Raw genomic sequence first — 20,618 nt, 5'->3', positions numbered from 1 at the left:
AAAGACAGCGATTATCTCCGGCTTTATCTTTAATTGAATTGTGGGGCTACGGGCGGAGGTGGTGGCGTATAAATTTCCGCGCTGTTTATAGTATCTCCATCGTCATTTACACCTCCGGTAATCAATACACGCCCATCTTGCAATAAAGTCGCTCCAGCTCCTGCACGGTCATGCTTTAACGATCCTGTATAAGAAAATGTTGCGACGCTGGGGGTCCAAAGTTCAGCTGAGTTTAGGGCAGGATTCTGTATGCTTATAGCCGATCCCCCTGCAACTAAAACTTGACCACTATTCAAAAGTACTGCGGTTACATTTGTGCGACCTGCTATCAAATTTCCAGTTTCGCTAAAGGTTTGGGTGGCGGGATCGTATAATTCAGTCCCAGCATAGCTAATGGGATTAGAAAAATAACCGGCAGTTATAAACACCTTTCCTGATTGCAATAGAACCGCAGTTCCATAAGCTCGAGGATGAACCGTAGAGCCAACAGCAGAAAAACTCTGAGTTAGCGGGTTGTATATTTCAGCAGTATTTAGGGCACTAGATCCAGTTGCGCCATTAGCTACTAAGACAGTTGAGCCATCTTGCAAAAGCGTGGCAGTGAACCCCGAACGTGCTTGCAAAAGATTACCGGTGGAAGAGAAGGTTCCAGTGGAGGGGTTATAGAGTTCAGCGGTATTTAGCACTGTCCCATTACGTTTCGTAACACCACCAGCTATTAGTACATAATTAGCAAAAGCGCCACTGGTTATTAATGTTGCAGTATGATCTCCTCTAGCATGTAGAAGGCTACCCGTATAAGAAAATTGTCCAGTCGACGGGTCGTACAGTTCTGCTGTATTCATAGCCTCATGATCACCATTCAGGCCACCCACAATAAGAACCTTGCCAATGCTTGGTATAAAAGTTGCGGTGTGATAATCACGGTCGTGCTGCAAATTTCCAGTATAGGCAAATGTTCCGGTTGAGGGGTTATAAAGTTCTGCTTTATTGATCGTACCTCCATCTGAATTTTGCCCGCCCGCGATCAGTACTTGACCATTGGGCAGAAGTGTTGAAGTGTGGACTGCTCTGTCATGCTGGAGATTTCCTGTATATGCAAATGTCTGAGTAAATCCAGCGTGAGGGCTAACCAGAACTAAACCAAAGCCGAAACTAACAATTTTTCTTAAAAATTCCACGTAAATCCCCTTTTTGGATACAACACTGCATCCGCTACAGGATGCGACCCGGAAGTATCTAAAAGGATCTATAACGACAAAATGTAAACTATCTTTATTTTCGGTAACTCATGATGTAGCTTGAGTTGCAGCGAGTCAAGCAAATAAATTTCAGCCGTGCAATTGATTGAATACAGTAAGCTTTTTAAGAACAATTTAGTTATGGTTTACTAGCCGTTTCTCCTCGCAAAAGTCGCTCCACCGGGTCCGGCATCTCCTTGTCCGCGTTCTTCAGCAGAAGACTGACCTGCCACATCTCCGTATCGGAAAGAACGTGCCTGAAGGCGGGCATTCCCGTCAGCCGGATTCCGTTAGCGACTCTCCAGTAGGTTTCGCCAGTCTCATCGTCGCTCACACCAACGACACCTTTGCTTCCGTGCTTTCTCCAGAGCTGGGGAGCGGAGGGATACATGAACTTCGCATACCCCACATCGTGTCCCGGCGTGCCATGGCAGGATGCGCACTGTGCCCGATATATCTTGGCACCCCCTTCGAAGACGTCCTCGCCAATGCCGAACGGTGGGTCCTTCTTCTCGCTGTCGATGCGGCTATGCAATGGAATTCTGACCAGCTGCTTCTCCAACAGAAAAGGCGCATCGCTCACAGCAACAGGCAGGCTTCCGAAATTGAGATAGGCGTACCCACCGGCAGCGACCGCCGCAATTCCCAGGACAAATCCCAGCAGCAGCTTGCCAAAACCCCCTCCACTACTTTTTTTCGCCATAATCAAAACCTTTCCCGAGGAATTCGCTATGGAAAATCCGTTGTCCCCGCTCCACGGATGCCGCGGATGTTCTAATAAGAGAGATGGCTCGCGGCGAGAGTTTCCAGCGGCGGGCCCTAAGTTCCACCATAGCAAGAGCCCAGCTAGTGCAGGAGTAATCGTTGATGTTCGGTTTCAGGTTTAGTGTGAAGTGTGCGGCAGCAGCGCTGGCCGCCGTTTTCGTTGCCAGCGGATCGACTCCCCTTCAAGCCCAGTTTTCGCGCAGGCGAGAGACCAATGCCAATCGCAGAGCGCGTATCGAGCGCACCATTCAGGACACCTACAGCCACAAGTGGGAGGGCGGGGCCGGTGGCGGCTACCTTCGCTTCCGTTCCGGAGAAGACCTCCAGAGGAACAACGAGGTTACCTTCTGGGTCTCTGGAACTCGCTTCTTCAACCCGAAGTTGGGCATCCTCGCCGATGTGCGCGGCGCTTATGGCAATGCCAAGGTCGGCAACACGGAATTCAACATCAAGAATCCGCAGATCTCCCAGTACACCTTCATGGCAGGCCCGAACTACCGCTTCTACCTCAGGGAGAAGATGGCAGCGAGCGTCTTCGGCACGGCGGGCGCGGGAATCGGCAAATTCGACAGCGGATCCAAGGGCATTCCTGCCGAACAGCTCGGGTTGTGGCCCTCCGAGACCCGCGCGGTCTTCTCTGCGGGCGTAAACCTGGACTACAACTTCTACCCGAACCTCGCCTTCCGAATTACTCCTACCTATCTGGGCTCGACCTGGGGAGGAACCATCCAGAACAACTTAGGCGTCAACCTCGGCGTCGTCTATCGATTCGGCCGCATCAAGTAGCGCTCATCCAGAAACAACGACCGAACCTTGCCGTCAGGAGATTTTGACGTGAGGTTCGGTCATGTTTTTGGGATCAAGAATCTCGGCGATCTGGTCTTCGTTGAGGAGTTTCTTTTCGCGCGCCAGATCGACGATCGACCGGCCTGAGGCCACCGACTCCTTCACCAGCTCCGCTGCCTTGCGATAACCGATATACGGGTTCAGCGCGGTCGCGAGCGCGATGGTGCTGGAGGCGTAAAAGGCGTTGCGCTCCCGGTTCGCCGTAATCCCCCGGATGCAGTGCGCATCCAGCTCGCGCAGGGTATTGGTCAGGATCGTGATCGACTGGAGCGTGGCGTGCGTCATGGCGGGCATCATCACGTTCAACTCCAGCTGTCCTGCCTGCACCGCCATCGCCGTCGTGGTGTCGTTGCCGATTACCTGGAAGGCGACCATCGCGGTCAGCTCGGCCAGCACGGGATTCACCTTGCCCGGCATGATGCTCGAACCCGGCTGCAGGCTGGGAAGATGGATCTCGTTGAAGCCCGTATTCGGCCCGGACGAGAGCAACCGCAGGTCGTTCGAGATGCGGATCATCTCCAGCGCAAGGCCGCGCAGCGCGCCCGAGACATCTGCCATCGGAGCACAGGACTGCATGGCATAGCGAAGATCGTCGGCGGGGTGCAGTTCAAGCTTTGTGAGGTGGGCAAGTTTTGCGATGGCCTTCTCGCGGTATTCGGGATGCGTGTTGAGGCCGGTCCCGACGGCTGAGCCTCCCAACCCAAGCGAGTGCAGCGCTACAGCGTTGCGCCGGATGGAAGCCGTAGCCTCACGCATCGCAACCGCATACGCGGCGAACTCCTGGCCCAGCGTGATCGGCACGGCGTCCTGCATGTGGGTACGTCCGGCTTTGAGGATGTCTTTGAACTCGACAGCCTTCGCGGCAAAGCTTTCGCTGAGCCTCTCAAGAACCGGATACAGCTCTTCCAGCGCAAGCAAAGCGCTGAGACGCATTGCGGTCGGGAAGACGTCGTTGGTCGACTGCCCGTAGTTCACATGGTCATTCGGATGGATCTTCTTGTACGTCCCAAGTTCCTGACCCAGAATCTGGTTCGCCCGGTTCGCCAGCACCTCGTTGGTGTTCATGTGCAGACTCACGCCCGCTCCGGCCTGAAAGACGTCGACCACGAAGTGCTCATGGTGCTTGTGATCCAGAATCTCCTGCGCTGCCTGCACGATGGCTCTTCCCTGCTCCGCCGTGATCAGACCCAGCTCCGCATTCGCCTCCGCCGCCGCAAGCTTGATCATCGCGAGCGCGCGGACGAGGAAGCGATTTGCCTTCAGTCCGCTGATGGGGAAGTTGGAGACCGCGCGTGTGGTCTGGGCTCCGTAAAGAGCTTCCGCAGGGACTTCAACTTCACCTAAGGAATCGGTTTCGGTACGGATATCGGACATCTTCGTCCCTCTAAAACATTAGATGCTTGAGTTCTACAGCCAGAATGAGACAACGATACGCGGGACATCCTAGAATTGAGCGTATCCGGAAATAAGGACTTCGCACTTCATGGCCACCATCAAGCAAGCCGATTTCATTCAGTCTGTCGCCGACGCTCTTCAGTACATCAGCTACTACCATCCTGAGGACTTCATCACCAACCTGACCCGCGCCTGGGAGCTCGAGCAGTCGCCTGCCGCGAAGGACGCGATGGCGCAGATTTTGATCAACTCGCGCATGTGCGCCGAGGGGCATCGGCCCGTCTGCCAGGACACCGGCATCGTCACCGCCTTCGTGAAGGTGGGCATGGAGGCTCGCTGGGATAACGGCGGCCAGCCGCTGATGACGGTGCAGCAGATGGTCGACGAAGGCGTTCGCCAAGCCTACAACCATTCCGACAACAAGCTGCGGGCCAGTATCCTGGCCGATCCCGCCTTCTCTCGCAAGAACACCGGCGACAACACCCCTTCGGTGGTTTCGGTGGAGATGGTTGAGGGCGGCGACGTGGACGTGACGGTCGCGGCCAAGGGCGGCGGATCGGAGGCCAAGTCGAAGTTCGTCATGCTCAATCCCTCGGATTCGATCGTCGACTGGGTGGTGAAGACAGTTCCTACGATGGGCGCCGGATGGTGTCCTCCGGGGATGCTGGGTATCGGCATCGGCGGGACCGCGGAGAAGGCGATGGTGATGGCGAAGGAGTCCCTGATGGACCCGATCGACATGCAGGAGCTGATCGCACGTGGGCCGAAGAACAAGATCGAAGAGCTGCGCATCGAGCTCTACAACAAGATCAACCAGCTGGGCATTGGAGCGCAGGGGCTGGGCGGTCTGACCACCGTGCTCGACATCAAGATTCTCGACTACCCCACCCACGCGGCCAACCTGCCCGTGGCGATGATTCCCAACTGCGCGGCCACTCGACATGCGCATGTTCATCTGGACGGCTCGGGGCCGGTAGCGCTGGAGCCGCCGTCGCTGGAGGCGTGGCCGAAGCTGACCTACGACTCCTCGAAGGCACGACGCGTGAATCTCGACACCGTCACCCATGACGAGGTGAAGACGTGGAAGCCGGGCGAGGTGCTGCTGCTGAACGGCAAGCTGCTCACCGGCCGCGATGCGGCGCACAAGCGCATGACCGACATGCTGAACCGCGGAGAAGATCTGCCGGTCGACTTCAAGAACCGTTTCATCTACTACGTCGGCCCTGTGGATGCCGTGCGCGACGAGGCAGTAGGGCCAGCTGGGCCGACGACGGCGACGCGCATGGACAAGTTCACCCGGCAGATGCTGTCCGAGACCGGGCTGCTGGGCATGGTCGGCAAGGCTGAGCGCGGACCGGCTGCGATCGAGGCCATCAAGGAGCACGAGGCCGTGTACCTGATGGCGGTCGGCGGTGCCGCATACCTGGTCTCGAAGGCGATCCGCAGCTCGAAGCTTCTGGGCTTCGACGACCTGGGCATGGAGGCCATCTACGAGTTCGACGTGGTCGATATGCCGGTCACGGTGGCGGTGGATTCAAAGGGCGTGAGCGTCCATCACACCGGTCCGGCTGAGTGGCAGGCGCGGATTGCCGGGGAGCTGGGCGGGGTACCGATTCTGCAGTAGTAGCCCCCCATACTTAATTGCGCAAAGTCTTCTAAAAATAGACTTTAGCCTTGAACCTACTTTTCTCCACGATCCTAAAGGCCCACCGTCTGGTGGGCCTTTTCCCTTTTTCGTCCTGTATTCAGGATAGCAAGGGAGAGACAACTGATCGGCAGATTTATATTACTGATTTGTAATGGTTTACATGCTTTAGATGCTTGACAGAGCCGCAGAAAGGCAGATCTCTCCACTCCGCTCCTTGCGCCCCGGTCGAGATGACTTATTGAAGGGGGCTGTCAGGGAGGGAGTGACATCATCAGTGCAGATAGGGTGGAACGTTGGTATCGATGGTGTGGAACTCTTGTTTGGTGAGCGGGAGAGCCTGATAGGCCTTCAGGGCCTGTTGTGGAGTGGGACCACCGCCGAAGGCTCCATCGGAGCCCCAGAGGATGCGTTTTACGCCGACCTGCCGGATGCGGGCGGCGATGAGGTCTTTCTTTGCCTCCCATTGCCCGGCCCCCGCGACTCCAGAGATATCGAAGTAGGCGTTCTTCATGCGGGGGTCATGCTTTGCGATGGCTTCGATGAAGACGGAGAGCGCGTCATCGACGACGGGGTCGTCGTATCCGCCTGAGCCCGCGAGGTGTGCGATCTGCGCGGTTACATCGGGTGCAGCGGGGAGAAGCTGGGTGAGAAAGACACGCGCTTCCTTGGCCCCGTAGGGGCGCTTCCTCGTGACGGAGGAGCGCATGTGGACGACGATGGCCATATGGTGATCGTTGGCGGCCTGGAAGACGCGGCGCAGCTGTGCGACGTGTTGCGGGTTGTCGAGATCGACGTCGGAGTTTCCAAAGTGGAGCTTGAGACCGGTGCGCAGGATGGGGTCACGAGCGCAGCGGGCAATCTCGTCGAGGGCATAGTCCTTGAGCGGGTTGACGCTGCAAAAGGCCCAGAGACGGCCCGGGTAAAGGGAGATCTGTTGCGCGGTCCAGTCGTTTTCCGCCTTCACCTTCGTGTACTCATCTTCGATCGGCGGCTGGTTGGGGTTTCCGTACTGATAGGCGAGGGAGAGGATAACGGCCTGGCGTACTCCTGCAGCGTCGAGCAGGGTGACGAGGTCGTGGGCGACGAAGGGTTGGACCTGGGGAGCGCGCTGGTGCGAGGCGGGGCTGAAGAGATGCTGGTGGAAGTCGGTGGTGGGTTGAGATTGGGCGACGGAAGCCAGGAAAAGAAGGGTCGAGGCGAGGGAGATGGTTATTTTCATGGCGAGAGAAAAACTAGCGGACTTTTCCGGCGGAGTTTTCGAGGATGACATTGGAGAGGACACCGGTGTCGACTGTGGCAGGCAGGTGTGAGGTAAAGCCTATGCCGACATAAAAAGGACCGTCGAAGTGCAGGCGAATCGGGGGCCCGAACTGGTGGAGCGGCTCGCCTTCGAGCGAGATGTAGAGGTAGACTTCGTCCCCGTGTTTTTCAATACCGACGCGCTTGGGCAGGATATCGACACGGCTTGAGGGATTGGGGCTGGAGGGTAGACCGACGGCGGAGAGACGGTACTCGTAGTCGCGGAAGTTTGCACCTCTCTCCGGTCGGGCCGCGAGATGAACCATGCCGGTGCCGTGCTCGCCGGTCATGATTTCCTTGGAATCGTCGTCGAGGTTCTGACGGATGACGAGGACGCCCTTGCGGTCGTTGTAGCCCTTGGGATTGGGGAAGGTGACGTCGGCGGCGAGGGAGACGTCTCCCGACATCTTCTTCCAGAGGAAACGGAACTCGTCGCGGGAGTACCAGATGTTATAGCCGGCGGAGTGGATGGTGTACTGCTTCGTCGCGGCGTCGTAGCTGGCTGAGCCGGGGACGACGGCGGAGCCGATGTCTGCTTGCCCGTCGAAGATGCCGATGGGGGTATTGAAGATTTTGCTGGGCCGGTGGAAGTCGGCGGGTGGAGGGACCTGTTTGTGGGTGGAGGAGCCGGGCTGGGCCCAGTCAGGGACGTCGGGGGTCTGCTGGGCGTGGAGCGTGGCAGAGGCCAGTGCGAGGACGAGGAGAAATTTCATGGCAGGAGAACTTTAGCAAAGCTGCATTTGCGTGGCGCGGTAGCACGGCTAAAGTCAACCCACCAACACTGGGGCTAAAGCTACGTTTTCTCCAAACGACAATGCATCGCTTTTGTACGACAAGCGCGTTTATGAGGACAAGACCTGGACGGAACGTTCGGCACTTCGTTTCGTTGAGGCATCCGCCGTTCATGAAGAACGGCGGATGATTGCACTACTGTACGTCGTTGACCTTGCCGTTGACGAAAATCACCTTCATATCGGGGTACTTGAAGATTTTTTTAGGTCCCAGATCAACGATTTGGGTTGGCTGTCCCATGGTTGCAGTCACTTGATCGATGGTCTGCCCTATGGAGATGGTCTGCGTGGTGGGCTGTGTGGTGGGCTGTGTGCTGACTGGAGCTACAACTGCACCGCCCAAGACTGCACCTGTGGTGGTGGAAACGGCGCAGTGCGGTTCGCAGGAACGAGCCACCGTCCCGGAATCACGGGCCCGGACTTGATCGGCTGCGTTGACTGAGAGAACAGCTTCAATCGTTTTGGACGCATCGTCCAAAGACATTTCTGCGAGAGCGCCCTTGGGTAGCTTGAATGCCAATGTGGTGGAATATCGCTTGGCAGCCTGATACTGACTATATGCACCGCTGGAATACGTGGCCAGAACGGCATCGGTGGTCAGGATCGTAACCTTGAGAGAATCCCCGTCCCCCTGGGTGTGGCCATTGATCTTGGTGATATACACCTTCTGCCCGGGCTGCAGGATCTGTAAGTTCGAGCTCTTGAGCAGGCCGAAGCCCTTGGATCGCTGCTTTACCTGACCATCTATCACCGGATTTTCGAAGGTGATCATCGTCGGATAAGGCTCCGCATTGATGCCATCGGCCTCGATCGTGAATACAGTTCCGGGATTAGCCGCAACCCCCTGCATATTGATCTCGGTGATGCGATATTTCTGTTTAAGGGATGCGACTACATCGACTTGTCCGTCGGCAGCCGGTGCAAGGCAGATAGCAAGCATGAAGAGGGCAATGACTCCTAAAAACTTGCGGTAAATGAGCGAACAGCGGTTCAGCATTGCACGGGTCTCCTAACTATAGGAACAGCACAGGTTTAGCTGGCATTAGGAGAAAATGATACTGACCGGTCTCCCTCTCGTCAAAATAAAAAATATTGAACCTTCATTACCGTCGATTTTTAGCTTGAGGTTTAGGCTTTTTGGGATTTGGACTTTTTTTTCAGAAGCGCATGGCTGCGAACTTTCGGCGAGGCGACCCTACCTGTCTTGCCGATTTCTTGTTCAAGAAGCTTTTCCGCTGTACCCCAGGCTATGGCCGCAGAGTGCGAATCATTCGTCGCTCGAGCTTCCACCGTCGCGCCATCCAGCAACATCATGAAAACATGCGCCAGTTGCTTCGCCGACGAAGGAGACACAACATCTTGCAATATGCCAGCCATCAGATCGGTCATTGAATTCCGGAAAAGAACCGCGGGCTCTGAGATCAACGGCCTCTTCGTGCCGAACTCGGCAAGCGCCCGCTCAAATAAACACCCAGCGAACTCAGCCGTACAAAACCATGATTGATACCAGTCGAAGATACATTTCAACCGTTTCTTTGGGTCTGTGATCGGCTGCATCTTCTCTTCGATGCTTTGGAAGATGTGCTCGTGGCGTTGCGACAGGACTTCTCCAATCAGCTCGTCCTTGCTGGCGAAGTGCCGATAGAGGGTCATGCGGGCAACGTCAGAATCGCGGATGATCGAATCCACTCCAACCGCTTGGAAACCGTGTTCGGAAAATAAGGCGGTGGCCTTTTTTACAAGAATTTGACGCTTGTCCCCGTGCATCGCGATGTGTCCCTTGCCCCTATACTCTACCGCACTTCGCGACAAGTGCCCTCTGTAAGAGCGACTCAACCATAGAACAAATTGCTGTTGGCCAGCCTGCTCTCTACTGTTGCAAAGCATAAGTCTGAAATCCTCACCTTCCGAGGTATTCGAGACCGCTGAGATCTTCAGGTAAGTCCGGAGGCGACTAGGGAATCTGCCGTCTTCCACGAGAGCGTTGTTGCTTTAACGTGTGGAAGCGATGCCAAGCTCTTCGGCGGCAAGTTTGGTTCCCTCTACGCGTGCGCGTATTTTGCTGAACGCTGTGTCGCGTGCAGTCGAAGTATCGTCGGCAAACGGCGCGAAGCCGCAATCGTCAGTGGTGCCGAGGTGTTCAGGAGGCAGGATCGACGCTGCTTCAAGCACCCGGCTCCGCACCTGGTCGGCGGTTTCGATGATGGGGTTGATGGGATCGATAACGCCGATGAACACCAGATGGTCCGGCTTCATGACGTCCTTGACGATGCGAAGAGTGCCGGGCCGATCTGGTTCGCTTGCCATCTGCAGGTAGAAGCGCCCGACATTCATCTGAAAGAGGTCAGGCAGCAGTCCTGCATAATTGACATCCGCGCTATGCGTCGAATCGAAATCTCCTCCTGGGCAGACGTGAACTCCAATCCGTTTGCGCTCCTCACCAGTAAAGCGATCGAGCACCTGATTGTTCAAATCGATGAAGCTACGGAGAAGTTTTCCCGATGGATCGAGCTTCAAGGAGAGGCGGGCTTCGGTGAAGTCGATCTGCACAACAACGGCGCCTGCATCGAGCGCATCACGAATGTCTTTTTCAGCCTCGTTGATCAGATCGGCAACAAAAGCATCCTGTGGATAGTCTGCAATGGCGGAGGACGGATAGAGGAGGCTCAGAGCAGAGGCAGAGATAACAGCCTGTTTGATGGGGAGAGTGGCGTTGAGCCGGGCGGATCGAGTGTATGCACCGGCATGGACGGCATAGCGAAAGGGGCCTTTGGTTAAACGGGGCAACTGGCGCTTATGGCCGTCTGCGAAGGGAATGACCACGCCATCCGGCGCGAGGTTCTCTAACCCTGCCAGGGGATACGTGGCAAAACTTGGCTTGGTCTGCTCGCCATCGGTGATGATAGGCGAACCGGTTTCGGCAAAGCGCTGCAAGGTGTCCCGAAGGGCCTTTGCATACTCCTCGTCCAATACGTCGCGGGTGATACGTTCAGAGCGAAATGCCGCAATCGCGTGAAGCAGGGGCAGCGGCCGAGGAATACTGCCGATAGGTTCGGTGTTCATTGCGGGCAGTCTACGCCTGAGGGATCGTGCTGGAGATCCATCTTAAGATGGACGTCGCTGGCGGCGACCATCTGGGTTCGAGTGACGAGAAGAGCGTTTCTCAGGACTGATACCATCCTTGCTGTATGAATGAGAAAGCGGCTCTTGACTTCATCGAGCAAGCGTTCCACCTGTCGCGCAATATCCGGTATGTCGCTGTTTATCAAGAAAAGCGGCTGATTTTCCGGCAACGTCAGATGGTCGAGGAAGCTTCCGACAGCGAGAGTGATCGCTATGAAGAGCTGCTTGTAAACCCAACGCTTTTAGTGCTGGCAAAGCAGCGTGGAGACATCGACTGCGGGGGTCTGCGCTTTTTGATCGTGTCCTACGGAAATTTTTATCAATATGTGCGTCCTTACCGTGAGGGTCACATCTCGGTTTGCATAGAGAAAGACACCGATCCCCGCGAAGAGGGAAAACTGATTGATGCACTCTTGGCAAGCTTAGGATAAATTTTGCTGGGCCGATGGGAAGTGGGCTAGCGCGCGCCTTTTCTTACGAAGGTCGTCCCGCCGATCATCAGCATCTCGATGTCCTGCGTTGGAGCGACGATGCGGGTGATTGTGCGAGTGCCGTCGGAGAACTGAAGCTCGAGGTCGAAGTTGTTGTTGATGCGGTACTGACCGCTTGCCGAGCCGCTGCGATAGGCGCCCGCACTGGTGTTCGCGGTGTTGCTGGCGACGGAGGTGGAGCGGGAGCTGGTGAAGCGGCCTCCGGGCAGGAAGGTCATGTCCTCGAGGCGGAGGGAGCCGGTGCCCATCATTCCGCTGCCACTGACGGCCTGGTAGGTTCCTGTGGGGGTGCTGGGAAGAGGACGAAGGGGCCACATGCCTACACCGCTGACGCGAATCTCACCATCGGGGCCGGGGACGGGCTCGATGGATTTGGACTCATCGTTGCCGATGCGGATGGAGCGGCCAGTGATCTGATAACGGACGCAGCGTCCTTCGCCGGTTCCAGCCTGCGGGCATTGAATGTCGTTGAGGGAGCCCTGTTGCGGGAGGCTGGTGTAGACCCATCCGTCGGGGAAGAAGCGGTAGAACTTCCAGACAGTCTTGACCGAGGTGGTGAAGTTCATGCCTGGCATGACGCGGGTGGCCGATTTGGCATACCAGCCCTGGAGTCCTGTGCCTCCGTTGACGAGGCCCTCGGGGGAGTTGCCTGAGGGGGCGGTGGGAGCAGGAGCGGGCTGGATGGGGTTGGGCTGGATGGAATTGGAATGGGGAGCGGCCGGGGGAGGAGCTTCGACGGGCGCGAACCGGATGGAGCTGACGAAGGCGTTGAGCACCGGGGTGTAGTTTTTGGCGACGGCGACGGCGGCGTGGAAGACCATCAACTCGCCAATGCCGGAGGACGGCGATTTGCCGATGTACATGCGGACCGCCTTCTGTCCGTCGGGTTGCTGAATGACAACCATCTTCTGAAGACCGCTGGTGCTGAGGGGCCCGGCGGGTGTGGTCTGAATGAGGGTGAGCCCTTGTGTCTCCTGCTGGACGCGCTGCTCGAGCCAGGACTGGAGCGTACCGTTGAGATTCTGCGCGGGGAAGAGGCGGAGATAGACGGTGCCGGTCGCGGCGTCTGGAGGAGTGAGGGTGGCGGTCTCTGGCTGTTGGGAGAGCTGCCAGCCGGCAGGGGCCTGGAAGGTCCACTCGCGGAATTGCTGGGCCCAGGCAGAAGGACCGCATGCTGCCAGGAAGAGGAGCGTGCAGATTCGGACCAACATAGATCTACGACTCTATCTCAAGACGAGGCCGGGTTTTATAACAGAAAACTTTGGCAGAGCTGTACCGCAGCGGCTAAAGCGGCTTATTTGGTCGCGCCGATACGGCACGGCTAAAGCCGTGCCTGTAACACTGCTGTTCGCGCTTTGCAACGAAGGGCCCACTCATGCGATGAGGCTGAATGAATGGGCACCCGGCAGGAGTTAGTACGGCGGGGGTCGGAGGATCAGCTTGCTACCGGAAAGAGCGTTTCTCGGCACTTATCGGACACTTCAAATCGTGTACCCCGCGCGCTTGAAGGGCATGGTACGCACCCTGTCCCCGTTGGCTGCGAAGATTGCGTTCCCCAGTGCTGCGGCCAGAGGAGGCACACAGGGTTCGCCTAAACCGGCAGGGCGGAACTCCGACTGGATAAAGTGGACGTCCACCGGAGGCGCGCTGTTTGTCCTCAAAATCGGATACTCGCCGAAGTTGGTCTGCTGGATGCGGCCTTGCTCAAAACCGATCTCCAGTCCCATCGCGGTGGACAGTGCATCGATAGCGCCGCCCTGCGCCTGGTTCTCGGCGCTGCTCATGTTGATGATGGGACCAATGTCACCGACGACTGTGATCTTGTGCACGATGATGTGTTTCTTCGCATCGACGCTCAGCTCGACGGCTTCGGCGATGTGGCCACCGTAGGCGCAACTGAAGGCGATGCCCAGGCCGCGTCCGGCAGGAAGTTTCTTACCCCAACCCGACTTCTCCGCTGCCAGTTTGAGGACGCCGGCGGCGCGGGTGGGATTGAAGGTACGGCTGAGGTCGGGCGGCGGACCCTGAGTAGGAGCAGCAGCGAGCGGCCGCGCGAACCATTCCAGCAGGAACTCCACGTGGTCGCGTCCTGCTGCCACGGAGAGCTCATGAAGGAAGCTCCCCGCCACGAACATCTGAACATTATCCGTAGGAGCGCGCCAAGGGCCGCACGGAATCTGCAACGGCATCAGGCTGACGGCATAGCGCGTGTTAGGCGCCATGTCCGTGGGGAAGCTGTTGCTGCTGCGCCCGCCACCCGATACCGGGCGGCTGCCGTCGGCGGAGAAGGTGACGAGATGGTTCTGGAAGGCCGTCAGCTTGCCCGCCTTGTCGACCGAGCCCTTCAGGAAGTGATAGCCGCCTGCGCGGAAGAAGTCGTGAGCGAAGTCGTCTTCGCGCTTCCATTGCAGCTTTACCGGAGCGTTGACTTTCAGCGCGATCGCCGCGGACTCGCACATGTAGTCGTTCATCAGCCTGCGGCCAAAGCCGCCACCGGCGCGGGTCTGGTGAATTTTGATCTTCTCTTCCGGCAGGTTCAGCATCTTGACGAGCATCGCCAGGCCGCGGTCCCCCTGCTGGGTTGGCGACCACACCTCCATGATGCCGTCATGCCACCACGCCGTGTTGTTCTGTGGCTCCAGCTGCTGATGCGAGACCATCGCGTAGTCATAATTCGCTTCGACCACCTTGGCGGCGGAGGCAAAGGCGGCATCGACATCGCCCACATTGTTGGCCGGTGCAGGCATCTTGGGCCCAAGCTCTTTCGCTTTGGCGTCTGCCTGGGTTAGCGAATCCTTCGACGCACCGCTCTCGTCCCATTCGACCTTCAGTGCAGACTTCGCCTTGAAGGCCTCCCACGTAGACTTGGCGATGATCGCAACACCCGGCATTACCTCAAGCGGATTGCCGGTGCCCTCAAGCACAAACGCATCGACCACGCCCGGCATCTTTTTAATCTCGTCCAGATTGGCGCTCTTCACCTTGCCGCCGACGGCAGGGCACTTCACGTAATTGGCATAGAGCATGCCAGGCATCTGCACATCGATACCGAACAGAGGCTTGCCGGTGACAATCTTCAGATTGTCGACTCCGGTGTAACGCTTGCCCAGCAGCTTGTACTCGCCTCGCGTCTTCAGCGGCACCTTGCTCACATCCGGCACCGGCTGTGCAGCCGCCGCCTTCGCCAACTCGCCATACGACATCATGCGTTTGGAAGGCTTGTGACTCACACAGCTGGCCGCGGCCGTGCACTCACTCGCCGACACATTCCATTGCTTGGCCGCCGCAGCGATCAGCATGGCGCGCGCGGTGGCGCCCGCCTGCCGCAGTTGATCCCATCCGCGCGGGATCGAGGTGGATCCGCCGGCGCCCTGATAGCCATAAACCTTGGGGTTGATCAGAGCCTGATCGACCTTGACGGTCTTCCAGTCCGCGTCGAGCTCTTCGGCGATGATCAGGCCGAACGCTGTCTTGATACCTTGGCCAATCTCTGGCCCCTTGGAGACGACCGTGACCGTGTTGTCCGGCGCAATGCGCACAAAAGCATTCAGCGTCTCGGACTCTGCTGTTGGGTGGGCGTCGGCCGCTCGGGCAACGCGAGTATTGAGATTGAAGGCCAGCACCAGCCCGCCGCCGGCAAATCCCGCAAGCTTGATAAACGATCGACGCCCCATCCCCGCAGTCGGAGCTGGCATCGTCTCGATCTCCGCGATCATGGCCTGCAGATCGGCGTCATATTGTACGAATGTCTCAGAGACCGGCATGGGTGTCTCCCTTCGTCTCGACGTGTGAGTTCGCAGCCTGGTGAATCGCCGCCTTAATGCGGTTATATGTAGCGCAGCGGCAGATATTGCCCGTCATCGCCGTGATGATCTGCTCGTCGGTGGGCTTGGGATGCTCCGCAAGCAGCGAGGCCGCGCTCAGGATCTGTCCACCCTGACAGTAACCGCACTGCGCAACGTCCAGGTCAACCCAGGCCTGTTGCAGGGCGTGCAGTTTGCCGTCCTCCCCCAGACCTTCGATCGTTGTAATGCTCCCCTTCACTGCCGACACCGGAGTCAGGCAGGAGCGGATGGCCTTGCCGTCCATCAGCACGGTACACGCACCACACATGCCGATCCCGCAGCCGTACTTGGTGCCCTTCATGTCGAGTGTGTCGCGCAGCACCCAAAGTAACGGCGTGTCATCCGCGACGTCCGCCGTTTGAGGTTTCCGATTGATGTTCAGCTGGAATGGCATTTTGATTTCACCTCAAGAACATGGAGAAGAGATACTTCAAGGCGGGTTCAAAACAAGGTGACAGACAACAAGATTATTACCTGTATTGTGACACTTTGTCTCGAATGCATACCGTAAATTTCAGCGGCTAAAGCCGCTTATTTTATTCGCGCCTTGGGCGAAAGGACCCCCATGCGATGAAGCTGAATGAATGGAGCACCCGGCAGGAGTGGTGGACGGCGGAGGTCGGAGGATCAGTTTGCTACGGGCAAGGGCGTTTATCGGGCATCATGCGACGCGGCGCGGTATGCTGACTTCACGTCCGTTAGGAGTTCAATTCTCTTTCCATAGAACTGGATTCGCCGGCGGTTCATTGCGAACACGTCAATTTTGACGGGCTGAAGGATCGGCGGAAGCGATGCAGGTTCCCTACGCAAAGAAGTGGCAGAAGGAAACGGATAAGCTGCGAAAGATTGCCCTTGACTGTGATCTGATCGAAGAACTCAAGTGGGGCAAACCCTCCTTCACCTTTCTGAAGAAAAACGTCGCCATTATCATCCCGCTCAAGGAGTCGTGTGCGCTCTCGTTCTTCAAAGGTGCTCTGCTCAAAGATCCCATAGATATTCTTAGCAAAGTCGGAGAACACACGCAGGCCGCGCGATGGATCAAGTTCACTTCACTCAGAGAGATTACGGCCTTGCAGTCGTCTCTGAGAAAGTACCTCTACGAAGCCATCGAACTGGAGGAGTCCGGGAAGAAGGTCGAGCGCAAGAAGCTATCCGAGTACGCCATTCCTGAGGAGTTAGAGGCCTTGCTGAGTGACGACGCGGCTCTGAGAGCATCGTTTGAAGCACTCACGCCGGGCCGGAGAAAGTCATACATCTTCCACATCTCAAGCGCTAAGCAGACAAACACCAGAACAGCGCGAGCAGAAAGATGTATCCCCATGATCTTGAGTGGTCGGGGGTTCAACGAACTGCCGAAGTGAAGTCCCTTTCGGGCGGACCCTTTCTGGATCTAATACGGGGCGAGTGCATGCCTTCGGCCGATGACGGGAAGCGAGTTTCTCACGACCAAATGGCTGTCGTGTCGCTCGTTCTCATGCCAGTTTCACGGGTTCGAGAAAGAGGCGTTCGTAGCGAAGGAAGCAACCCGTCTCTCGAACGATCTCCGCAGCCGATTTGCACTCGGGATCCGCTGCGACCCTCTCGCGATAGCTCCGATAACTTTCTTCGTCTGAAAAGGTGAACATCGCCACGGCAACATCCGCTGGGCCATCATGTCCAAGTCCCGGAAAGCTCACCCCAACTCTGTCCGGGGACGCTCGAGGAATGAAATATCCATGGTGAATCCCGCCATAGCGCTCGACGAGCACGATCCAAGTGCGCGCATAGCTCTCAAACGCACTCAGCTTGCTCAAGTCGAGCGTGTACCGAATCTGACATGTTACTGGGTGAGCGTTTGCCATTGCCTCGTCGTACCCCTTCAATTTTGGCATCCGTAGCGATAAGCCGGGTTCTCGTCAGTTGGGGTTCTTTGCTGTCCTCGGCAATCCCATTCAGCCGATGCGGGAGGGGTGTTCGGGGCTGGGCTGGGAGGGTTTGGCTTTGCGGCTGAGGACGACGCGGCGGCGGCGCTGGCGCTCGCTGGCGTGGTCGATCTTCTTCCAGAAGCCTACGAAGTAATCGATCGCAGAGATGATGGAGACGATGGTCATCCAGTAGATGGCCGTCAGCGCGATGAAGCGGACACCGATGACGAAGCCGCCGTGGAAGTTGGGGAACCAGAGCCAGTAGTCCCAGCGGTGGGCGAGGATGGCGGCGACGACGGAAACGATCTGGATGACGGTCTTGAGCTTGCCGATCTCGGAGGCCTCGATGGTGAAGCCCTCAGTGGCGGCGATGGAGCGCAGGCCGGAGACGAGGAACTCGCGGCCGATGACAAGGACGGCGATCCAGGGCGGGACGATGCGCGGGTTGTAGGCCACCAAGACGATGTAGGCGGCCGAGACCAGGAGCTTGTCGGCGAGGGGGTCGAGCAGCATCCCCATGGTGGTGATCTGTCCGCGGCGACGGGCGAGGTAGCCGTCGACTCCATCGGTGATGGAGGCGATGATGAAGACGATGGAGGCGATGATCTCCTGCTCGCCGCCCCGGAGCCCGGCCTGACCGTGGCCGTGGAAGGGAAAGGCGGGCGAGAGGATCCAGATGAGCAGCGGAATGGCTGCGATCCGGCTCATCGTGATGGAGTTAGGAAGATTCATCGCATGATGGCACAGGCTCGGAGGCGGGCTCGCGCCGGGCGGTCAATGACATCATTCTGCCACATCAAGGCAGGCGTCTGCGTGGGCCGCCCGGGAGGCTGCTGTTGCGAGCGGGTATCGACCTACTCACCGATAAGTGTTGAAGGTGAGAAAGCTGGAGATTGAGTCGAGCAGATGAGGCTGTCATCAAACCTCAGATCCTTCGACTGCGCTTCGCAATGAAGCTGCGAAGGCGCAGTCGCTCAGGATGACAATCTTTATATAAATCAGCTATTTATGCTTCACTTGGCGCTCACTTCACTCCAAATGTGGCTACACACTAGGGGTGGTTCGCGGCCTTCTCGGCGGCGGCGACTGCCTTGCGAAACTGGTCGACGGCGGGGACGTTGTGGGGGCGGAGAGCATCGTGGGCGGTGTATCTCCATGCAGGGGGTGCGTCGAGAGGCCTGGTGATGGTGCCGTTATAGACCGCGAAGGAGTCGTCCTCGCCGCCAATCTCGGTCTGGGGGGCGGCGGGCGCCTGGGGGAATCGCGCGGCGGGCGGCCCAGAGGATCCGGGAGGGGTGCCCTGACGGCCTCCGACCGACATGCTGTCATTGGAGGAGTTGATGCCGCCGATGCGGTCGTTCTGGCGCGGGTCGGGTATGGTTTCGTCGACCTGGCGACCGTGTCCACGGCGGATGACGATGATGAGATCTGCGGGTTGGCCGGCGAGGACTGGGTCAAGCCTGCCCCAGTTTTGCAGAGCCGCCTCGACGTCTCTGCGGGCGATCTGGTTGGCGTTGGGATCGTCTTCGACGGAGATACCGGCGTGTGGGTCGATGACGACGGAGACGGTGTGGGCAGAGAGGACGTAGGGCGGGAGAATCTCTTTCGGCTTGCCCTTTGCCAGGGCCATGGACGCTACGAGAACCGTTCCGATAAAGAGTGCCGTGGATCGTGTAAGCATTCCCGCCTCCCTTTTTGACTGCGAGGAATTCTACTCCGAAGGCTGTTCTTTGGCCCGGGGGTGGCGGTAGGCGGAGGGCTGGTTTACACGGCTACGGTCGCGGGTGCACATGGGCCGGTGTCCGGGGCAGTGACGTTTCTGGATGGAACCGTTTCGATGGGCTCGACAACACTGAGCGGAAGCGGTACGGCGGCGCTTTCCGTGCTGATGCTGGTGGCGGGAGACCATGCCATTACGGCGCGATATGTGGGAGACGCGAACTCGCTGGGGTCGACGAGCACCGTGCTACACGAGATGGTGCAGGGGACGCTGGCAGCGACGACGACTACGCTTTCGGCGAGCGCGAATCCCGTGGTTGCGGGTGCGAATGTCTCGTTCACGGCAAAGGTTGCGGCTGGGGGCGGAAAGACTGCTCCGACGGGAACGGTTACGTTCGTCGAGGGCGGAGCTACATTGGGTTCCGCTTTGGTGAGCGCAGGCGCGGCTACCTGGAACACGTCGGCGCTGAGCGTCGGAGGCCACAATATCGTCGCCCACTATGCGGGCGATGCGATGACGGCCGGGAGCGTCTCGGCGGCGTTGAGCGTGGTGGTGAACCAGCAGCAGTCAGGACAGGGGCCCGGAACAGGATTGACGATTGGCACGGGGACGGTCACGGTGGCGGCGGGCGATACGGCAGTGATTCCGGTAGTGGTGAATATGGGCTCGGGGATGGCGAAGGCGGTGAGCCTGAGCTGCAGCGGATTGCCGGAGGAAGCCTCGTGCTCGTACGTGTCCGGCAGCTCGGGTGCGGCGGCTGGAGCGGGCGCTGCTACGCTTCGGATTGCAACGTCGGCTCCGCGGGATTGCGGGTCTTCGACGCCTTATGGTGCTCCGGCGAAGAGTGCAGCGGTGGCGGGATTGCTGCTGGTGCTGGTTCCGGGGCGACGACGGATGGCGAAGGGGCTGCTGGCGGCGGTTTGTGCCGTGATGGCGATGGGGACGATGACAGGATGTGGGACAGGAACGTGCACGGATCTGGGGACTCGGCCGGGGACTTACACGATTACGGTGACGGGGAGTGTGGGCGGAGCGGGGGTGTCGCAGAAGGTGAAGCTGGTGGTGACGCCTTAGGCGTGGACTTCAGCGGCTTCAGCCGCTTTCTTCTGTGATGGGTACGGCACGGCTAAAGCCGTGCCGCTAACGAGACGGTTCGAACTTCGTTCGAATGGCCCGCCTTAGCGACGATGGGGCCGTCGCGAAGGTAAATCAATACTCCTCTCACCGTTTGGTTAGGTGGCGCTTACGCAACGAGCGTTTTACGATGCTTCACTCGGACGTGAACTCCACTTTGGAGAGCATTGGAATGCTGAAACAATAGTCGGATGAGAAAAGTCCTGCTCGTCATTCGGTTGCTTGTAGAGGCGACGTTCGGCGTGATCTGCATCAGGCTCCTTCTGCTTCCTGAAGTTTGGAGAGGAACGTTCCTGCTGCGATTTATTCTTGGCTACCTGGGCATGCCACGCCGTTCTCATGCTTCGGCAGATTTCCGCCTCGACCACGTTATAACGCTCGGCGGTTTGCTCTCTGTGCCGATCCTCCTCCTGATT

19 protein-coding genes are annotated in these 20,618 nt (G+C 58.1%); 5 read left to right on the top strand and 14 right to left on the bottom strand.

From position 1 onward, the window contains the following. Nucleotides 1-29: 29 nt before the first annotated feature. Both AC5S26_RS14965 and AC5S26_RS14960 read right to left on the bottom strand, forming a co-directional pair. Entirely contained in the window at nt 30-1,181 is a 1,152-nt protein-coding gene (locus AC5S26_RS14965; protein ID WP_494185708.1) for a Kelch repeat-containing protein, read from the bottom strand. Between the two features lie 199 nt (nt 1,182-1,380). Continuing rightward, nucleotides 1,381-1,944 (bottom strand): c-type cytochrome, encoded by a 564-nt coding sequence (locus AC5S26_RS14960; RefSeq protein WP_494185707.1) that lies wholly within the window; start codon nt 1,942-1,944, stop codon nt 1,381-1,383. Nucleotides 1,945-2,108: 164 nt separating this feature from the next. Between AC5S26_RS14960 and AC5S26_RS14955 the strand changes: the two genes are divergently transcribed. Continuing rightward, complete coding sequence (locus AC5S26_RS14955) at nt 2,109-2,792, top strand: outer membrane protein (RefSeq protein ID WP_494185706.1); 684 nt, start codon at nt 2,109-2,111, stop codon at nt 2,790-2,792. 33 nt (nt 2,793-2,825) lie between these two features. On the opposite strand, the gene AC5S26_RS14950 is transcribed toward AC5S26_RS14955, so the two are convergent. Beyond that, complete coding sequence (locus tag AC5S26_RS14950; RefSeq protein WP_494185705.1) at nt 2,826-4,226, bottom strand: aspartate ammonia-lyase; 1,401 nt, start codon at nt 4,224-4,226, stop codon at nt 2,826-2,828. 109 nt (nt 4,227-4,335) lie between these two features. On the opposite strand from AC5S26_RS14950, the gene AC5S26_RS14945 reads away from it, so the two are divergent. Continuing rightward, complete coding sequence (locus tag AC5S26_RS14945; RefSeq protein ID WP_494185704.1) at nt 4,336-5,871, top strand: fumarate hydratase; 1,536 nt, start codon at nt 4,336-4,338, stop codon at nt 5,869-5,871. A gap of 295 nt (nt 5,872-6,166) precedes the next feature. Here the strand turns inward: AC5S26_RS14945 and AC5S26_RS14940 are convergent, their stop codons facing one another. The 5 genes from AC5S26_RS14940 to AC5S26_RS14920 all read right to left on the bottom strand — a co-directional run bounded on the left by AC5S26_RS14940 (nt 6,167) and on the right by AC5S26_RS14920 (nt 11,048). Beyond that, nucleotides 6,167-7,165 carry an amidohydrolase family protein gene (locus tag AC5S26_RS14940; protein ID WP_494185703.1) on the bottom strand — a complete coding sequence of 333 codons (999 nt, stop codon included), beginning with the start codon at nt 7,163-7,165 and terminating at the stop codon, nt 6,167-6,169. After that, nucleotides 7,128-7,907 carry a biopolymer transporter Tol gene (locus AC5S26_RS14935; RefSeq protein ID WP_494185702.1) on the bottom strand — a complete coding sequence of 260 codons (780 nt, stop codon included), beginning with the start codon at nt 7,905-7,907 and terminating at the stop codon, nt 7,128-7,130. Before AC5S26_RS14935 ends, AC5S26_RS14940 begins: the two co-directional genes overlap by 38 nt. A 214-nt stretch (nt 7,908-8,121) precedes the next feature. After that, nucleotides 8,122-8,982, bottom strand: a complete 861-nt coding sequence (locus tag AC5S26_RS14930) for a hypothetical protein (protein ID WP_494185701.1) — start codon at nt 8,980-8,982, stop codon at nt 8,122-8,124. Between the two features lie 131 nt (nt 8,983-9,113). Continuing rightward, nucleotides 9,114-9,752: a TetR/AcrR family transcriptional regulator gene (locus AC5S26_RS14925; RefSeq protein WP_494185700.1), complete on the bottom strand. Its 639-nt coding sequence runs from the start codon at nt 9,750-9,752 to the stop codon at nt 9,114-9,116. Between the two features lie 225 nt (nt 9,753-9,977). Beyond that, nucleotides 9,978-11,048 carry a cobalamin-independent methionine synthase II family protein gene (locus AC5S26_RS14920; protein WP_494185699.1) on the bottom strand — a complete coding sequence of 357 codons (1,071 nt, stop codon included), beginning with the start codon at nt 11,046-11,048 and terminating at the stop codon, nt 9,978-9,980. Between the two features lie 125 nt (nt 11,049-11,173). Between AC5S26_RS14920 and AC5S26_RS14915 the strand changes: the two genes are divergently transcribed. Continuing rightward, complete coding sequence (locus AC5S26_RS14915) at nt 11,174-11,539, top strand: hypothetical protein (RefSeq protein WP_494185698.1); 366 nt, start codon at nt 11,174-11,176, stop codon at nt 11,537-11,539. 26 nt (nt 11,540-11,565) lie between these two features. On the opposite strand, the gene AC5S26_RS14910 is transcribed toward AC5S26_RS14915, so the two are convergent. The 3 genes from AC5S26_RS14910 to AC5S26_RS14900 all read right to left on the bottom strand — a co-directional run bounded on the left by AC5S26_RS14910 (nt 11,566) and on the right by AC5S26_RS14900 (nt 15,838). Next, the gene (locus tag AC5S26_RS14910) at nt 11,566-12,810 is read right to left on the bottom strand and encodes a hypothetical protein (protein WP_494185697.1); all 1,245 of its coding nucleotides are present in this window, start codon (nt 12,808-12,810) and stop codon (nt 11,566-11,568) included. Nucleotides 12,811-13,080: 270 nt separating this feature from the next. Beyond that, nucleotides 13,081-15,363 carry a xanthine dehydrogenase family protein molybdopterin-binding subunit gene (locus AC5S26_RS14905; protein WP_494185696.1) on the bottom strand — a complete coding sequence of 761 codons (2,283 nt, stop codon included), beginning with the start codon at nt 15,361-15,363 and terminating at the stop codon, nt 13,081-13,083. Then, nucleotides 15,350-15,838 carry a (2Fe-2S)-binding protein gene (locus AC5S26_RS14900; protein ID WP_494185695.1) on the bottom strand — a complete coding sequence of 163 codons (489 nt, stop codon included), beginning with the start codon at nt 15,836-15,838 and terminating at the stop codon, nt 15,350-15,352. Before AC5S26_RS14900 ends, AC5S26_RS14905 begins: the two co-directional genes overlap by 14 nt. Before the next feature lie 397 nt (nt 15,839-16,235). On the opposite strand from AC5S26_RS14900, the gene AC5S26_RS14895 reads away from it, so the two are divergent. Continuing rightward, nucleotides 16,236-16,805, top strand: a complete 570-nt coding sequence (locus AC5S26_RS14895) for a YdeI/OmpD-associated family protein (protein WP_494185694.1) — start codon at nt 16,236-16,238, stop codon at nt 16,803-16,805. Nucleotides 16,806-16,916: 111 nt separating this feature from the next. Here the strand turns inward: AC5S26_RS14895 and AC5S26_RS14890 are convergent, their stop codons facing one another. The 3 genes from AC5S26_RS14890 to AC5S26_RS14880 all read right to left on the bottom strand — a co-directional run bounded on the left by AC5S26_RS14890 (nt 16,917) and on the right by AC5S26_RS14880 (nt 19,029). After that, nucleotides 16,917-17,285 carry an NIPSNAP family protein gene (locus AC5S26_RS14890; protein ID WP_494185693.1) on the bottom strand — a complete coding sequence of 123 codons (369 nt, stop codon included), beginning with the start codon at nt 17,283-17,285 and terminating at the stop codon, nt 16,917-16,919. Nucleotides 17,286-17,375: 90 nt separating this feature from the next. Beyond that, the gene (gene pgsA / locus AC5S26_RS14885; protein WP_494185692.1) at nt 17,376-18,080 is read right to left on the bottom strand and encodes a CDP-diacylglycerol--glycerol-3-phosphate 3-phosphatidyltransferase; all 705 of its coding nucleotides are present in this window, start codon (nt 18,078-18,080) and stop codon (nt 17,376-17,378) included. A 319-nt stretch (nt 18,081-18,399) separates the two neighbouring features. Then, nucleotides 18,400-19,029, bottom strand: a complete 630-nt coding sequence (locus AC5S26_RS14880; protein ID WP_494185691.1) for a hypothetical protein — start codon at nt 19,027-19,029, stop codon at nt 18,400-18,402. A 60-nt stretch (nt 19,030-19,089) separates the two neighbouring features. Between AC5S26_RS14880 and AC5S26_RS14875 the strand changes: the two genes are divergently transcribed. Next, a complete protein-coding gene (locus tag AC5S26_RS14875) occupies nt 19,090-20,142 on the top strand; it encodes an Ig-like domain-containing protein (RefSeq protein WP_494185690.1) in 1,053 nt (350 codons plus the stop codon). Nucleotides 20,143-20,618 lie beyond the last annotated feature (476 nt).

This window comes from Edaphobacter sp. FHG110511_03 (assembly GCF_059115365.1).
The sequence above is the reverse complement of the archived record's forward strand: the minus strand, read 5'-3'. Positions and strand labels throughout refer to the sequence as shown.

Coding starts and splice junctions, on each gene's coding strand:
- AC5S26_RS14960 (WP_494185707.1), bottom strand. CDS start 1,944: ATGGCGAAAAAAAGTAGTGGAGGGGGTTTTGGCAAGCTGCTGCTGGGA.
- AC5S26_RS14955 (WP_494185706.1), top strand. CDS start 2,109: ATGTTCGGTTTCAGGTTTAGTGTGAAGTGTGCGGCAGCAGCGCTGGCC.
- AC5S26_RS14950 (WP_494185705.1), bottom strand. CDS start 4,226: ATGTCCGATATCCGTACCGAAACCGATTCCTTAGGTGAAGTTGAAGTC.
- AC5S26_RS14945 (WP_494185704.1), top strand. CDS start 4,336: ATGGCCACCATCAAGCAAGCCGATTTCATTCAGTCTGTCGCCGACGCT.
- AC5S26_RS14940 (WP_494185703.1), bottom strand. CDS start 7,165: ATGTCATCCTCGAAAACTCCGCCGGAAAAGTCCGCTAGTTTTTCTCTC.
- AC5S26_RS14935 (WP_494185702.1), bottom strand. CDS start 7,907: ATGAAATTTCTCCTCGTCCTCGCACTGGCCTCTGCCACGCTCCACGCC.
- AC5S26_RS14930 (WP_494185701.1), bottom strand. CDS start 8,982: ATGCTGAACCGCTGTTCGCTCATTTACCGCAAGTTTTTAGGAGTCATT.
- AC5S26_RS14925 (WP_494185700.1), bottom strand. CDS start 9,752: ATGCACGGGGACAAGCGTCAAATTCTTGTAAAAAAGGCCACCGCCTTA.
- AC5S26_RS14920 (WP_494185699.1), bottom strand. CDS start 11,048: ATGAACACCGAACCTATCGGCAGTATTCCTCGGCCGCTGCCCCTGCTT.
- AC5S26_RS14915 (WP_494185698.1), top strand. CDS start 11,174: ATGAATGAGAAAGCGGCTCTTGACTTCATCGAGCAAGCGTTCCACCTG.
- AC5S26_RS14910 (WP_494185697.1), bottom strand. CDS start 12,810: ATGTTGGTCCGAATCTGCACGCTCCTCTTCCTGGCAGCATGCGGTCCT.
- AC5S26_RS14905 (WP_494185696.1), bottom strand. CDS start 15,363: ATGCCGGTCTCTGAGACATTCGTACAATATGACGCCGATCTGCAGGCC.
- AC5S26_RS14900 (WP_494185695.1), bottom strand. CDS start 15,838: ATGCCATTCCAGCTGAACATCAATCGGAAACCTCAAACGGCGGACGTC.
- AC5S26_RS14895 (WP_494185694.1), top strand. CDS start 16,236: ATGCAGGTTCCCTACGCAAAGAAGTGGCAGAAGGAAACGGATAAGCTG.
- AC5S26_RS14890 (WP_494185693.1), bottom strand. CDS start 17,285: ATGGCAAACGCTCACCCAGTAACATGTCAGATTCGGTACACGCTCGAC.
- pgsA (WP_494185692.1), bottom strand. CDS start 18,080: ATGAATCTTCCTAACTCCATCACGATGAGCCGGATCGCAGCCATTCCG.
- AC5S26_RS14880 (WP_494185691.1), bottom strand. CDS start 19,029: ATGCTTACACGATCCACGGCACTCTTTATCGGAACGGTTCTCGTAGCG.